This window comes from Devosia lucknowensis (assembly GCF_900177655.1).
Lineage (GTDB): Bacteria > Pseudomonadota > Alphaproteobacteria > Rhizobiales > Devosiaceae > Devosia > Devosia lucknowensis.
On record NZ_FXWK01000001.1, the window covers coordinates 1514800 to 1530331 of the forward strand.

Below are 15532 nucleotides of genomic sequence, written 5' to 3' on the forward strand. Positions count from 1 at the left end.
GGATCATGCGAATTGGCACGGTTCTGGCATTGATGGATCCGAAGGCCGCGCCATGGGGATGGAACGGCATCACTCGGGGACACAAATGCCGAACCGCCTGTTTCGCACCATCGCCGCCACGATCCTGAGCGTCGCCCTTGTGGTAGCGCCGCTGACCTCTGTCCAGGGCGCACCCGCGCGCATCAAGGACATCGTGGACATGGAAGGCATTCGCGAAAACCAGCTGGTCGGTTACGGCCTCGTCGTCGGCCTCAACGGCACCGGCGACAGTCTCAACAACTCGCCATTCACCAGGCAGTCGCTGCAATCCATGCTCGAGCGCCTTGGCGTCAACACGCAGGGCGAGAACGTGCGGACCGCCAACGTGGCGGCCGTCATGGTCACCGCGAACCTGCCGCCATTTGCGACCCAGGGATCGCGCATGGATGTCTCCGTGGCAGCTTTGGGCGATTCCGACAGCCTTCAGGGTGGCACACTGCTGGTGACCCCCCTGCTCGGCGCTGACGGCGAAGTCTATGCCATCGCCCAGGGCCCGGTGGTGATCAACGGCTTCAGCGCGCAGGGTGACGCTGCCAGCGTCATCTCCGGCGTCCCGACCACCGGCCGCATTTCCTCAGGCGCGCTGATCGAAAGGGAAATCGACTTCCATCTTGGCTCGCAGCAATCCCTGCGCCTCGCGCTCCGCAATCCCGACCTCACAACGGCGCGGCGCATCGCCCTGGCCGTCAATGACTTCATCGGCGCGCCGACCGCTGTACCGGAAGATCCCGCAACCGTGCGCCTGACGCTGCCGCGTGGCTTCAATGGCAACATCGTCGATCTCCTGACCGATATCGAGCAGTTGATCGTGCAGACGGATCAGCCCGCAAAGATCGTCATCGACGAAAACTCCGGCATCATCGTCATGGGCAAGGATGTCCGCGTCTCGTCCGTCGCGGTGGCCCAGTCCAACCTCACCGTGACGATCGCCGAAAATCCTCAGGTGGTGCAGCCCAATCCGCTGAGCGCCGGCCAGACGGCGGTCGAGGCCAATACCAATCTCAACGTCAACCAGTCCGACACCGCACTGCAGGTTGTCGAGGAGTCGGTGACGCTGCAACAGCTCGTGGACGGGCTCAATGCGCTGGGCATCTCGCCACGCGACCTCATCGCCATCCTCCAGGCCATCAAGGCTACGGGCGCCCTTCAGGCCGAGATCGAGGTGCTGTGATGAACACGATCGATCCGTCGGCTCAGACCACCCTCAGCCCGCATCAGCTCCAGACCATCCGCCGCCAGGCCGAAGAACTCGAAGGCGTGTTTCTCAACATGCTGACCAAGGAGATGTTCGCCTCGATCAAGGGCAACGAGACGGTTGGCGGCGGCGGCTTTGGCGAGGAGACCTGGCGCTCCATGCAGTCCGAGCAACTCGCCAACACCATGGCCCAAAATGGCGGCATCGGCCTCGCCGATGACCTCATGAGCCAGATGATCACCCTTCAGGAAGCGGCCAATACCAGCCGCGACCTTACCAGTTCCAACATGATTGCCAGTTCCGGAGTATACGGGAAATGACCGCAGCCGCCCGCCTCGCCGCCCTCGACGCCCTGCCCGCACAGGAGCTGTGCACCCATGCCGAGCAGGCCCTGACCGCACTGGTCGACGTCATGAACCAGGAAACCACCCTGCTGCGCGCCGGCCATATGCGCCAGGCCGGACAGTTGACGCCCGACAAGACCCGTCTCGCTCAGGACTACGTCACGTTCGCGCGGGCCATTCAACGGCAGAGCGCACGTCTTGCGGCCGAAGCACCTGCCCTCGTCCAGCGTCTACGCGCCGGGCACGAAAGCCTCGCCACCCAGATGGCGGAAAACCTGCGCGTGCTGGCCACGGCCAAGTCGGTGACTGAAGACGTGCTGACCGATGTCGCCCGCATGGTCGGACAACAGAACCGCGCCAAGACGTATGGCACGGCCGGCACGGTGGCCAGCGACGGCGCGTCGGCAGCCAAGGGCATCGCCATCAACCGCGCCTTGTAACGTCTGCCATTTTATTCAAATGCGCAACGCAGCGGTTACGCGAGCATAAGAGGCAGGACTTACCGTTTCATCGAATAGGTGCATTCGGGGAACGTCATGGTTTTGAGCCTCGCCGTCGAGCCCGTCACTTCGGGCGCAACACATATGAGCGAGTTCCGCTATCGCCCCGCCATGGGCGAGCGGACCGTACTGCCAGATGGCCCCCAGAAGTCTCCCGCCGGCGCCAGGCCGGGCGACCGTGATCGTCTTCCCTTTGAGCCGAAGGCCGACAAGCAGGAGCAGCCTGCGGAAACCGAGCGCGATCGCTCGGCAGACTTTGCAGCAGCTGTCATTGCCGGTGCACTCTCGCCGACGCCGCAGACGATGGGGGAGCTGCTCCGCCGCATCGGGTCAGCCGAAATTCCCGAGGAATCCCAGGCCCGGCTCAAGGACCTTCTGGCTTAAGTTAACGCATTCCTAGACCTCCCAAGACGGCTCCAAACTTCAAAGCCCCGGATTTCCGGGGCTTTTTCGTTTTCACGGTGCCGCCGGAGCAGCGCCTTTTGCCCAAAGTTTCGGCATCCATTTAACGCTTCTTTATGTCCTGCCGGATGAGGATCGCCGCAGCCTCAGGAAGAGGCGTGTTTGTATGCGTAATCCTAGAAAAGGACTTGAAGCCAAATGGCCGATATTTCGCTCTCCAAAGCCGTCCGCTCGAACCTGCTGTCCCTCAAGGGCACTGCCGACATGATGGCCTCCACCCAGAACCGCCTCGCCACTGGTAACAAGGTGAACTCGGCTCTGGACAATCCCTCCAGCTGGTTCACTGCAAAGGGCCTCACCAATCGCGCAAGCGATTTGGGATCCCTGCTCGACTCCATGGCCAATGGCGTCAAGACCCTCCAGGCTGCGGACAATGGCCTCTCGGCCATGACCAAGACCCTGGAATCGATGCAGTCGACCCTGCGTCAGGCCCGTCAGGACAAGTCCTTCCAGACCGCTTCCTACTCGATCGGTGCAAACGCAACCGGCAACCTGACCTTCGCCGGTGGCGCTCTCGACGAAGCATCGTCGATCTCGCTGACCAAGGCACAGCCGGCCACCGTTACTTCTGGTTCCGACTTTGCACTTGCCGGTTCCGTAGGTGGTGCTGACTTCACCTTCGGCACGGGCCTGAACTTCGACGAAGCCACTGACAAGATGGCCTTCGACGTTACCATTGATGGCAAGACCGAAACGGTTGAAATCACCAAGGCCATTGCCGATGCCGCAACTACCGGCAACGACGGCAATATCAGCACCGCGGACGAAATGGTCGACGCGATGAAGGCAGCCTTCGTTGCCGCCGGCCATGAAGCCGCAAGCTTCAAGATCACGAACACCGCCGGCGTCATCAAGGTCGAGTCCGCCTCAAGCGGTTCCAACTCCGCCGTGACCCTGGGTACTGCCACCTACACCAACGGCGGCGCCAACGACCTTGTCGCTGCCGGTTCTGGCTGGGGCTCGGTCGCTGCCGACAATACTGCTGCTGCTACCGCCACGATCACCATTGGCGACGGCACCAACACCACCGCCAACATCGTCCTGAATGGTGATGACCACAACACGCCCGAAAAGGCTGCCAAGGCCATCAACGACGCCATCAAGACGCTCAATGACTCGCTGGCTGGCACCGATGACGATCTGCCGTTCACCGCATCGGTGAAGGACGGTCGCCTTGTGATCACTGGTGCTGCAGATGGTACGGGCGCAAACCCCGTCATCGGTGGCGGCGGTGCTGATGCAGTGTTCGGTACAGCTGCCCAGCGCGACACGAAGCTGGCTTCCACCACCGGCGGTGCAACCAAGACTGTTGACGAACTGGTCACCGAGATCAACTCGGCTACTCTCGCCAACGGCGATGTCAATCCGCTCAAGGGTGCCATCCGCGCCTCGAACGACAACGGCAAGCTGCGCATCGAAAACCAGTCCACCTCTGACCTGTCGGTCAACGGCGTGAACTCTCTCGGTGTGGCAGATGGCGTTACCGTTGCAGACACGCTGATCAAGAAGATCGACGGCAACTCGGTTCGCTCGGGCCTGGCCGATCAGTTCAACGAACTGCGCGACCAGCTCGACAAGCTCGCCGACGACGCTTCGTTCAACGGTATCAACCTGCTGCGCGGCGACAAGCTGGCCATCACCTTCAACGAAACTGGCACGTCGTCCATCGACATCCAGACCAAGAATGGCGAAACCATCAACTCGTCCAACCTCGGCGTGTCCACCACGCTGAACAAGGCCGATCTCGATAGCGACGCCAAGATCGACGAAGAACTGGGCAAGCTCAAGTCTGCACTGAACGAAGTCCGTTCGCAGGCCTCGTCCTTCGGTTCCAATCTCTCCATCGTCGAAAATCGCCAGAGCTTCACCAAGGCGATGATCAACACCCTGGAAGATGGCGCCGGCGACCTGACCCTGGCCGACATGAACACGGAAGCTGCGAACCTGCTGGCTCTGCAGACCCGTCAGTCCCTGTCGCAGAACTCGCTCTCGCTGGCGAGCCAGGCCGATCAGTCGATTCTCCAGCTCATCCGTTAATCGAATCGAGCTCGAAACCAATACGAAGGGGCGGGTCGCAAGACCCGCCCCTTCCCTTTTAGGCCCGCCAAACCGCTGAAAAATATGGTTTATGCGCCGTCAATCCGCATGGTTAACACCCCTTTAAGAAACTGCGGTTAACTCTTTTGCCAAGGGGCCAGAAACGGCCTGAGGCAAGGATTGCATTAGATGGCGGACATCTCACTCTCGAAGGCCGTTCGGGCCAATCTTCTCTCCCTCAAGGGCACGGCCGATATGATGGCGACGACGCAGAATCGTCTCGCCACCGGCAACAAGGTGAATTCCGCCCTCGACAACCCCTCCAGCTGGTTCACGGCCAAGGGATTGACCAACCGCGCCAGCGACCTTGGCTCCCTGATCGACTCCATGGCCAATGCATCCAGACCCTTCAGGCTGCGGACAATGGCCTCTCGGCCATGACCAAGACCCTGGAATCGATGCAGTCGACCCTGCGCCAGGCTCGCCAGGACAAGTCCTTCCAGACCGGCTCCTATACGATCGCGCCGAATGCAACCGGCAACCTGTCCTTCTCCGGCGGCGCCCTGGAGGCTGCCTCGTCCGTTTCACTGACCAAGGCCCAGCCGGCTACGGTCACGGCAGGCTCTGATTTTGCGTTGGCCGGCACAATCGCTGGCGCCGACTTCACCTTCGGCACGGGCCTGAACTTCGACGAAGCCACTGACAAAATGGCCTTCGACGTCACCATTGATGGCAAGACCGAAACGGTTGAAATCACCAAGGCCATCGCCGATGCAGCAACCGTCGGGAACGATGGCAACATCAGCACCGCAGACGAAATGGTCGACGCGATGAAGGCAGCCTTCGTTGCCGCCGGTCATGACGCCGCAAGCTTCAAGATCACGAACACCGCCGGTGTCATTAAGGTCGAGTCTGCCACCAGCGGCTCGAACTCCGCAGTGATCCTGGGCGCTGCCACCTACACCAACGGCGGCGCCAACAACCTTGTCGCCGCCGGCTCTGGATGGGGTTCTGTCGCGCCGGACGACACCCCTGCTGGCATTGCCACGATCACCATTGGCGACGGCACAAACACAACCGCAAACATCAATCTCAACGGCGATGACCACAACACGCCCGAAAAGGCTGCCAAGGCCATCAACGACGCCATAAAGACGCTCAATGACTCGCTGGCTGGCACAGATGACGATCTGCCGTTCACCGCATCGGTGAAGGACGGACGCCTGGTGATTACCGGAGCCGCGGACGGCACCGGTGCGGATCCGGTTATCGGCGGCCTTGGCGCCGACACGGTCTTCGGCACCGCAGCACAGCGCGACGTGAAGCTCGCCTCCACCACTGGCGGCGCGACCAAGACGATCGATGAGCTGGTCACCGAGATCAACTCCAAGACCATTGCCGACGGCACCGATAACCCGCTCAAGGGCAAGATTCGTGCGTCCAACGACAACGGCAAGCTGCGCATCGAGAACCAGTCGACCCAGGAACTCCTGGTCGACGGCATCAACAGCCAGGGCGTCGCCAATGGTGTCAGCATCGCCGATCCCGACCTGCGCCGCTCGATCGACGGCAACGCCGTCCGTGCCGGCCTGGCCGATCAGTTCAACGAACTGCGCGACCAGCTCGACAAGTTGGCCGACGACGCTTCGTTCAACGGTATCAACCTGCTGCGCGGCGACAAGCTGACCATCACCTTTAACGAAACCGGCACTTCGGCCATCGACATCCAGACCAAGGATGGCGAGACCGTCAACGCGCTGAACCTAGGTGTACCCACCCAGCTCGAGGAAAAGCAGCTCGACAGCGACGTGACCATCGACCAGCTCCTGACTGGTCTCAAGGCTGCTCTCGACGAGGTCCGTTCGCAGGCGTCGACCTTCGGCTCGAACCTCTCGATCGTGCAGAACCGCAAGGCCTTCACCGAGGCGATGATCAACACACTCGAGACCGGCGCGGGCAACCTCACCCTGGCCGACATGAACACGGAAGCGGCCAACCTCCTGGCCCTCCAGACCCGCCAGCAGCTCTCGCAGAACTCGCTGTCGCTGGCCAGCCAGGCCGATCAGTCGATCCTGCAGCTCCTGCAGTAAATCGGTTACCAACCGACGTTCGGAAGGCGGGCCCAAAGCCCGCCTTCGTTGTTTTTGCCGCAATCTCGGGCTAGACAGATTCGGTCAATCCACACATCGGGGCACCGACGATAATGGCGCTGAAGGTCGAACTGAAGCCGGGCGAGAAACTGCTCGTCGGCAATTGCATCATTACTAATTCCGACCAGCGCACCCGTCTCTTCATCGACGGCAACGCCCCTATCCTGCGCGAAAAGGATATCCTCACCTCCGATACCGCCAACACGCCGGCCAAACGCATCTATCTGGCGGTTCAGCTCATGTATATCGAGGAAGATGCTGAAAAGGCGCAGGCGACCTACAGCGAGATGTCGAGAGACTTTGTGGCCGCAGTGCCCAGTTCTCTACCGATTGTCGACCAAATCAATAACGAGATATTAACCGGGTCCCTGTACAAGGCTCTGAAGGCTGCTCAGAAGCTCATCGAATACGAACAGGACCTGCTCAATCATGCATCAAACAGGCGCCCAGGCGTACAATCAGACGGCGAAAGTCGTTGAAACTCCGCGCCAGCGTGAATCCGCCCTGCTGATGAAGGCCGCCGCCGGCCTCCAGAAGGTGAAGGATGAGTGGGAGACCTCCACCCAGGACGAACTGCGCTCGGCGCTGACGTTCAACCGCAAGCTCTGGACAATCTTCATGTCCGCGGTAACTCAGGACGACAGCCCCCTGCCCGGCGAAGTGCGTCAGAACATCGCCAATCTCGGCATGTTCGTCATGAACCAGACGCGCGAAATTCTCTACGAAGGCGTTCCTCAGGCCGACCAGCTGACCGTCCTCGTACAGCTCAACCGACAGATTGCGGCGGGCCTGCGCGGCATGTAAGCCGTTGGGTCGTGACCAAAAAAGCCCCGCAGCGATGCGGGGCTTTTTCTTTTGGGGTTGAGATTATGCCCGCTAACGACCCGGTTCCGTCCTGGGGCTGACCCGAGGACTAGTTTCCACCGGCATATTATACGTGTCTGGGTGGCCCTCGGGTCGGGCCCGAGGGCGGAGCGCTGTGGGAAAGCCCCCTGCCCAACGGGCTTAGAGGTAGTTCACGAGGCTCAGCTTGCTGACCATCGACGTCACCTGGTAGCTCGCCGTGAGACGGGTCTGCAAGGCCAGCAATTCCATGGCCACGTCTTCCTTGCTCACCGTCTCGACGTCGCTGAGCAAGTTGTCAAGCTGGGCCTTGTAGTTGGTGTGGCGCTCGCCGGCGGACTTCAGTGCCGAACGCGCGACGCCCAGTTCCATGGTGATGAGTTCGATCGAACCGCGCTCGGAATTCCGGGATTCGGACAGCTCGAGCTGCTGGCGCCGAGCCATGGCATCGAAGCGCGCCTTGGCCGGATTGAGATTGACCGAGTTGGGATCGGCAGCGTTGGTGATCTCGGGATAGGTCTCGACGGTCATCGCCGCCATCGAGCGCACCATGCGCAGGTAACCGCTCTCGTTGGCCTGCATGCCATAGGCAACGCGCCCGGAATCCTCCACCGATGCGGTCACCGACTGGCGCGGATTGCCTTCAGCCGCAGAAGCGGCTTCGGTTACCGAACGCGTCATGGCCTGTTGGATATTGGCGGCGGTCTCGGCCGCATCCGCACCGATCTTGAATTGTCCCGGACCGGCCTTGCCGGCAACCGCGGTCAGCGTCACTTCACGCGTCTTGCCGCCCGGCTCCTTGAGCGTGAACGTGACGGTATCGTTGGCATCGATCTCTGCATTGTCGACGACCGAGATAGTCATGTCCACCGGTGGTCCGGCATTGCGCACGGCCGTGATGCCGGTCGTGTTGGACGACGCCACCGGGCCCGCGATCTGGAATCCATGCGCGGCTGACGCGGGCTGGTTTTCGGTCAGGGTCACGGTGCCGGCATTGCTGGCAGCCGTCAGCCGCCCCATGCCGATTGCCGACACTGCGGCCGTCTCGCCGCTATACCACATGACGGTATCGGTCTTCTGCGCCACGCGCAGGCTGGTCGCATTGAAGGGATCCGCCGGCGAACCGGGATCGATGCGCAGCACCGGCTCACCGGCCGCGTTGAAGAAATTCTGGGCCGCGGCGAAGGTCGATGCAGCCTTGAGTTCGCTCTCGCCCGTCTTCTGCAACGTGGCCTTGAGCGCTGCGTCGAAGTTCTCTGCCGTCGTGATTGTGTCGCCGATGACGAACTCATTCGTGGCGCCCGTCGCGTTTGCGGCGCTGACGGCCTTGAGCGTGATCTGGGTCTCGGTGCCGTCGGGCAGCGTAAAGCCCATCGTGACGCTATCGCCCTCGGCTACCGTGCCGGGGTCGCCGGGGAAGGTGAACTCGATGTCCGCAGGAGAGGCGGCGAAATCGGATACGATACCGATATTGGCGCCGATCGCCGACACCGTGGACAGCTTCAAGCCGAACGGATGATTGCCGTCCTCGGCGAGGGTCACCGTTACCGGATCCGTCGGCAACGCCGGTACCGCAGGCGCAATGCTGGTCGTCAGGCGGCCCTGCCCGAATTCGCCCAGATCGGCCGCCTGGCGTTCCGTAACCACGGTGCGATAGCCCGCACGGCCGCCGGCGCCGTCAAGCAGCTCTGTTGTCGTTGGCAGCGGCGCCTTGTCGGTCTTGTTGCCACCAAACAGGTACCGACCGCCGATATCGGAATTGAGCAGCGTCACCATCTCGTCCAGCCGGGCCTTTGACAGGCTCGAGATGGTTGCCATGTTGATGTTATTCGAGCCGTACTGGCCCTGCACAGCCGAATTGCGGGCTTGCCCTTCGATCTGGTCGAGCCGCGTCAGGGCGTTGTCGTAAAAGCTGAGCCGCAGGTCGACCTGATCGATATTGGCGCCATAGCCCTCGATCGCCGTGAGGCGCGACCGCACCGACAAGGACACCGGCAGGTCGCGGCCCATGTCGGCGAGCGTCTGCGCCTTCACGCCTGTACCAAGCTGGGTCTGCAGCAGGGCGAATTTGTCCTGCATCTTCGAGATGACCGAGAAACCGGTCTGCAGCGGGAACATCGACTTATTGACGATCATGATGTCCTACTCCTCAAGTCGACGCGAACAGTGTGTCGAGCAGTTCCTTGACCACCGACACGATGCGGGCGTTAGCCGCATACGCACTCTGCAACTCGGTCAGCCGGGCCATTTCCTCGTCGGTGTTGACCCCGTATTCGGTTTCCATCTGCGTGGAGATAGTATCGAGCGTCAGTTGCCGGTTGTCCCGGGTCGTCAGCGCGGCGCTGATCGAAGTGCCCTGGAAGTTCAGCACCTGCTCGATCATCTGCTCGAGCGAACCGTTCAGCTGGTGACGGCCGACATTCTCCGCCGGTGTGCCGCCCGAAACGAACCGCATCGTCTTGAGCTGGTTGAGCAGATATTCGGGCCGCTCGGCATCGCCAAGCGTCTGCCCCACATCCGTCTGCACCAGCAGCCGATTGTCCGAGAGCACAGCCGGATTGACCTTGATGCGGGCAGCGAGGCCGACCTTTTGCGGCGGATCGGTATCGAGGTTGTTGGTGAAGGCCGCATCGCCGTCGGTGAACAGCGCCATGGCGGATTCGCCAGCCAGAAGGCCGGTCGCGGTCGTGCGGGTGTTGAGCCCCGTCACATCGCGCACGCCAGTGGTGCCGTCATCCAGCATGGTCAGCGAGCTTGCGCTGAGCGTCACGTCGAAGCCAGGAAACTCCTTGTCGAGCAGCGCCTGCGCGTCGCCCAGGGCCGCCGGATCGCCGAGCGCCGCAAAGTTGATCGGAATGACGCGCTGTCCGCTGGCATCGGTATAGGGCTCGCCGTGGTCGCTATTGACGATGCGCGCGCGCTTTTCGGCGCCGTCGACCGTATAGGTCACCTGGATGTCGTTGCCTGGCTTGAGGCTTGACAGGTTTGCGCTGAGACCCGTCGCCCCTGCCCCATCCGACGCCGCCGTGCCGGGCGTATTGATAGTGGAAAAGGCCGAAGCCAGGCCCGCTGCCAGTTCGTCGAGCTGGTTCTGCGCTTCAACGAGTGTCTTGTCGCGGAGCTGTATGAGCCCGGCCAGTTCACCGCCCTGCAACACGCCCTGGCGGACGAGATCGATGCTGAGACCGGAAGGCGTTGTCAGCGTGAGCGTACCGACTTTGTTGCGGTCGGGGTCGAAGCTCGCGGTCGCCGTCGGCGACAGCGAGCCGACTGTTTCGAACTTGAACGTCGACACACCGTTGTCGAGCAAGCCGACGCCGGACCGCGTCATCAGCGCAACCGTACCATCGGCGCGATAGTCGGCGCGTACGTCAATGATTTCGGCAACCGAGCCCACGAGGCGATCGCGCTGGTCGTAGAGCGCGGCGCGGGCCGTGTCGGTCATGCCGAGGTCGAGCATGCGGTTGTTCACCTCGTTGAGCGAGATGAGCATGGCATTGACTTCGTTCACATCGTTCGTGATGCGGGTCTCGGTCTCTTGGCGCAGCTCCTGCACCACGCCGGACAATTCGTTGAGACGGCGGGCCATGGCCTGCGCCTCGGATACCGCATTGGCGCGCGTCGAATAGTCGTCCGGGCTCGTCGCCAGCGCCGAGAGCGAATTCTTGAAGCTGCCGAACATGGTGTCCAGCGAGCCGGCAGAGCCGGGTTTGCCCAGAAATCCCTGGAGCTTGTTGAGGTAGTTCGCCTGGACGTTGGACGAAGCGGTGTCCGACACCTGACGGTTGTAATAGGTCTGGAGGCTAAGACTGAACGCGCGATCCACACCCGCGGTACGGGCGTAGGTGCTGTTCATCGAATTGTGGTCGACGATGTTCAGCGACTGCCGATGATAGCCGGGCGTGCCCGCATTGGCCACGTTGCGCGACAGGATCGTGATGGAATCCTGGGTGACCCGGAGACCTGAAACCGCATTCGACAGCGAAGAAACTAGACCCATTTTGGCCCTCTAGCTCAAGGACGGCCCGGGGTGTCCCGGGCCGGCAGTTCGTGCGGGTCCTTAACGGACCATGTTGAGCGCTTCCTGCAGCATCTCGTCGGCGGTCGACACGATGCGGGTACCGGCCGAATAGGCCTGCTGGGTGATGATCAGCTTGGTGAATTCGTCCGAGATATCGGTGTTGGACGCTTCGAGCGCGCCACCGAGAATGCCGGAACCGGAGAGATCAAGGATCGGCTCACCGGACTCGGACGTGGCTTCGTAGACACCGCCGTCGAGACGCTTCAACGAGTTGATGCCGTTGAACTGCGCCGTCACGACCTGCGCCATTTCGATGCGCTCGCCGTTCGAATAGGTGGCGACGACGCGACCGCTGTCAGTGATGGCGACGGACAGGAATTCACCGGCGCCATAGCCGTTCTGGTTGAGCTTGGACACGCTGACCGTGCCGTTGACGTCGGCGAACTGCGAGACGCCGCCCGTGCCATGCTTGATCTTGACGTTCTGGATTTCGACGCCGTTGATCCGGACGCTGGAGAGCACCGGTTCGATATTGACGGTCGGATCGAGCGAGCCGTCGGAACCGAAGCTGTAGACCTGGCCAGTGCTGGTCCAGGCCGGCGATCCGCCAACGGCGGCGCTGTCGGAGTGGTAGAACAACTGCCATTTGTCGGTACCGCCCGACGCTTCGCTGTCGATCTTGGCCCAGCGCATCACCATGTGCACCGGCGCGCCATTCTCGGCATAGACAGTCACGGCGCCACCTTCGATGGAGCGCGCAATGAAGCTGTTTTCCTGGTCCTTGGAAATGGTCGTCGCGGTAGGCAGAACGCGCGGCGTGACGATTGGCGTGCCGAGGCCCAGGGCTGTGCTCAGCGCTGGCGTCACGTTCTTGAACTCGGCGGTGGCGTGGTAGTCCGTACCCAGCGTCACCTGGAAAGCGCCGCCATCGAGGCCGACCGTGGCAGTCGCCGCAGCCTTGCCGCCCTTGTCGCGCAGCGCCGTCTGCATGTCCGCCAGCACCTGGCCGACGGTCCGGCCACCGATTTCGATCGGCTGCGCCGTACCAGCATAGCCCGTGGCGGAGGTGACGAATTCGAATTCGACGTCAACACCCTTGACCGAAATGGTCATCTTCTGGCCGTTCACGAACAGGTCCGGATCGGGAGCAACCGAGACGGCCGGCTGGCCAGCCGTCAGCGTGGTGACTGTGCCGGTCACCTTGTGCGGCGAGGATGGGCTGGTGGTGAAGTTTTCGACGCCGAGTAGCTCGCTATTGTAGTTGTTGGCGTTGTAGTTCGCGGTCTTCGGCAGCTGCGGCAGGTTGGCCTGATACTCAACCTGCGCGGTTGCATTGGCCTCGAGGAAGGCATTGGAAAGACGGATCACGCCGGGCACGGAACCCGAGATATTGCCGGTCTTGCGGTCGATATCGAGGCCCTTGAGATAGTATCCGGCGCCATTGACGAGCAGACCATCCTTGTCGATCTCGAAGTCGCCGCGACGCGTATAGTAGTTCGAACCGGCGAAAACCGAGTTGCCGTCCGACTGGCCAACCTTGGGCTCGACGACGAAGAAGCCGTTGGTGTTGAGAGCGATATAGGTCTCGTTGGAGCTCGTCTGGATATCGCCCTGGATGTTGTTGGTGCCGCGCGACTGCGCCAGCACCGCACCAGGCACCTGCGACTTCAGCGGCGCGTCCGGGATCAGGTCCACGAAGCTCGTTTCGATCCGCTTGTAACCGGTGGTCTGCGAGTTCGCGATATTGCCAGAAATGTTTTCAAGCGCGTGGCTCTGCGCCCGCAGGCCAGTCACCGCACTGGAAAGAGCTCCATAGATACCCATCTGTAACTCCGTAATGCCCGTTGCGCCGACGGGCGCGTTCGAACAAGACAATGCAAACGCAGTGCCAAACCGCGGAGCCATTGAAACTAAATACATTTTCGTTCCCGACGAGCCAAAATGCGGCGACAAGGCGGCAATTGAGTCCGGGCCTACGGCAACTTTTGCCGATTGCTTGAGATCGGGACGTGCTTGCTTTAAACGCAACGGACGAAACAGGCCGTGCTTTGGCCTTGCGGAGCGGTGAATGCTGTTTTCCAGCGTCGATGAGTTTGTGAAGGCGCCGCGCCGGGCGGTGACGGTTTTCGGCATGGCCGGTGTGGGCAAGACGCGGTTGAGCAACATGCTGCGCGCCGATCACTGGTTCCACTACTCGGCCGACTATCGCATCGGCACGCGCTACATGGGCGAGTTCATCGTCGACAACTTCAAGCGCGAAGCCATGAAGGTGCCGTTCCTGGCCCAGCTTCTGCGCACCGATTCGATCTACATTTCGTCCAACATCACCTTCGACAATCTCGACCCGCTCTCCACCTATCTCGGGACCCCCGGTGACCCTAATCGCGGCGGCCTGCCGCTGGAAGAGTACCAGCGGCGTCAGGAGCAGCATCGGGTGGCCGAGATCGCGGCGCTCTGCGACCTGCCCTACTTCATTGAGCGGGCCAAGGCGCTCTATGGCTACGACGATTTCATCGCCGATACCGGCGGCTCACTGATCGAGGTGATCGACCCGGCTGACCCGGAAGATCCGGTGGTCAGGACCCTCGCCGCCCACACCGCCCTGCTCTACATCCGCGGCACCGACAAGGATGCCACCGAGCTGGTGAAGCGCTTCAAGAAGTCGCCCAAGCCCATGTACTACCGGCCACCGTTCCTCCTCGAGAAATGGGCCGAATACAAGCTGATGCACGGCATCCTCGACGACTGCGACGTCGATCCGGCGGGATTCGGTGCCTGGGGCTTCGAAGCCTTGCTGCATGACCGCCTGCCCCGCTATCAGGCGCTGGCGGACAATTTCGGCTATGCGGTGGAAGCATCCGATCTGGCCATGGTGCGTGACGGCGACGAATTCGTCGATCTGGTTGCCGCCGCCATCGAGAAGCGAATGCGATAGCGCGCTTCGTCCCGCTGGGACGATGGCGCGCCGGCTTAAATCGCTTTCTCGCTTCACCCAGTTAAGAGGCTGATATGCCTATTCGTATTCCCGACGACCTGCCCGCCCGCAAGACCCTCGAACATGAGGGCGTCTATGTCATGGATTCCAGCCGTGCCTCGCGGCAGGACATAAGGCCACTCGAATTCGGCCTTCTCAACTTGATGCCCAACAAGGAGCGAACGGAAACCCAGTTCGCCCGCCTGATCGGCGCCACGCCGCTGCAGATCAATCTCAGCCTCGTCCGCGTCACCGATCATCAGTCCAAGAACACGTCGGAGGACTACCTCAACACGTTCTACCAGACCTGGGAGCAGGTGAAGGATCGCAAGTTCGACGGCTTCATCGTCACGGGCGCGCCCATCGCCAATATCCCGTTCGAGGACGTGCGCTACTGGCCCGAAATGCTCGAAATCATGGAATGGACGCGCACCAACGTGCACCACACCATGTTCATCTGCTGGGGAGCCCAGGCTGCGTTGCACCACTTCCACGGCGCGCGCCGCTACCGCATGGAAGAAAAGGCGTTCGGCGTCTTCCGACACCAGATATTGAAGCCCGGCTCACCGTGGCTGCGCGGCATGTCCGACAGCCCGATGATCCCGGTGTCGCGCTACAACGACATCGACCGCCAGAGCATCGGCGGTGATCTCGAGGTTCTTATCGACAACCCCGATCTCGGCCTCTGCATGCTTGAGCGCCGGGACGGCAGCGCCGTCTACTTCCTCAATCACCTTGAATATGACAATCGCTCGCTGGCCGATGAATACGAACGCGACATCAAGTCGGGCCTCGACACGCCTCCCCCTGCGAACCTCTTTCCCAACGGCGACACCAACCTCGAGCCTGAGAACCGCTGGCGCAGCCACGCCCACCTGCTGTTCCAGAACTGGATCAACGAGATCTACCAGACGACGCCTTACCGGCTGGACGAAATCGGGAAATAGCCGGGACGCGGCTGAACGTG

The 15532-nt window shown here is 61.7% G+C and carries 14 protein-coding genes; 11 read left to right on the forward strand and 3 right to left on the reverse strand.

Annotated features, from left to right (window positions below; all coding sequences use genetic code 11):
- The first annotated feature begins 85 nt into the window (after window positions 1–85).
- The 9 genes from CCK88_RS07425 to flaF all read left to right on the forward strand — a co-directional run bounded on the left by CCK88_RS07425 (window position 86) and on the right by flaF (window position 7531).
- A complete protein-coding gene (locus CCK88_RS07425) occupies window positions 86–1210 on the forward strand; it encodes a flagellar basal body P-ring protein FlgI (RefSeq protein WP_086469820.1) in 1125 nt (374 codons plus the stop codon).
- Entirely contained in the window at window positions 1210–1554 is a 345-nt protein-coding gene (locus CCK88_RS07430; RefSeq protein WP_086469821.1) for a rod-binding protein, read from the forward strand. The genes CCK88_RS07425 and CCK88_RS07430 overlap by 1 nt, the downstream gene beginning before the upstream one ends.
- Window positions 1551–2018: a hypothetical protein gene (locus CCK88_RS07435; RefSeq protein WP_086469822.1), complete on the forward strand. Its 468-nt coding sequence runs from the start codon at window positions 1551–1553 to the stop codon at window positions 2016–2018. Before CCK88_RS07430 ends, CCK88_RS07435 begins: the two co-directional genes overlap by 4 nt.
- A 96-nt stretch (window positions 2019–2114) precedes the next feature.
- On the forward strand, window positions 2115–2462 hold the full coding sequence (locus tag CCK88_RS07440) for a hypothetical protein (RefSeq protein WP_086469823.1): 348 nt from the start codon (window positions 2115–2117) through the stop codon (window positions 2460–2462).
- Between the two features lie 216 nt (window positions 2463–2678).
- A complete protein-coding gene (locus CCK88_RS07445; RefSeq protein ID WP_086469824.1) occupies window positions 2679–4577 on the forward strand; it encodes a flagellin N-terminal helical domain-containing protein in 1899 nt (632 codons plus the stop codon).
- Window positions 4578–4766: 189 nt separating this feature from the next.
- Window positions 4767–5018 (forward strand): flagellin N-terminal helical domain-containing protein, encoded by a 252-nt coding sequence (locus CCK88_RS07450; RefSeq protein WP_086469825.1) that lies wholly within the window; start codon window positions 4767–4769, stop codon window positions 5016–5018.
- Window positions 5015–6667: a flagellin gene (locus CCK88_RS07455; RefSeq protein WP_086469826.1), complete on the forward strand. Its 1653-nt coding sequence runs from the start codon at window positions 5015–5017 to the stop codon at window positions 6665–6667. Before CCK88_RS07450 ends, CCK88_RS07455 begins: the two co-directional genes overlap by 4 nt.
- 113 nt (window positions 6668–6780) lie before the next feature.
- Window positions 6781–7206: a flagellar biosynthesis repressor FlbT gene (gene flbT / locus CCK88_RS07460; protein WP_086469827.1), complete on the forward strand. Its 426-nt coding sequence runs from the start codon at window positions 6781–6783 to the stop codon at window positions 7204–7206.
- Window positions 7157–7531, forward strand: a complete 375-nt coding sequence (gene flaF / locus CCK88_RS07465; protein WP_086469828.1) for a flagellar biosynthesis regulator FlaF — start codon at window positions 7157–7159, stop codon at window positions 7529–7531. Before flbT ends, flaF begins: the two co-directional genes overlap by 50 nt.
- A gap of 201 nt (window positions 7532–7732) precedes the next feature.
- Here the strand turns inward: flaF and CCK88_RS07470 are convergent, their stop codons facing one another.
- From CCK88_RS07470 to CCK88_RS07480, 3 genes are read right to left on the reverse strand one after another with little or no spacing between them, the layout of a single operon-like run.
- The gene (locus CCK88_RS07470) at window positions 7733–9706 is read right to left on the reverse strand and encodes a hypothetical protein (protein WP_086469829.1); all 1974 of its coding nucleotides are present in this window, start codon (window positions 9704–9706) and stop codon (window positions 7733–7735) included.
- Window positions 9707–9719: 13 nt separating this feature from the next.
- A complete protein-coding gene (flgK, locus tag CCK88_RS07475; RefSeq protein WP_086469830.1) occupies window positions 9720–11570 on the reverse strand; it encodes a flagellar hook-associated protein FlgK in 1851 nt (616 codons plus the stop codon).
- A 60-nt stretch (window positions 11571–11630) separates the two neighbouring features.
- Window positions 11631–13415: a flagellar hook protein FlgE gene (locus CCK88_RS07480; RefSeq protein ID WP_170926387.1), complete on the reverse strand. Its 1785-nt coding sequence runs from the start codon at window positions 13413–13415 to the stop codon at window positions 11631–11633.
- Between the two features lie 244 nt (window positions 13416–13659).
- On the opposite strand from CCK88_RS07480, the gene CCK88_RS07485 reads away from it, so the two are divergent.
- Together CCK88_RS07485 and CCK88_RS07490 are read left to right on the forward strand one after the other, a co-directional pair.
- A complete protein-coding gene (locus CCK88_RS07485; RefSeq protein WP_086470863.1) occupies window positions 13660–14526 on the forward strand; it encodes an ATPase in 867 nt (288 codons plus the stop codon).
- Window positions 14527–14600: 74 nt separating this feature from the next.
- Complete coding sequence (locus CCK88_RS07490) at window positions 14601–15512, forward strand: homoserine O-succinyltransferase (RefSeq protein WP_086469832.1); 912 nt, start codon at window positions 14601–14603, stop codon at window positions 15510–15512.
- Window positions 15513–15532 lie beyond the last annotated feature (20 nt).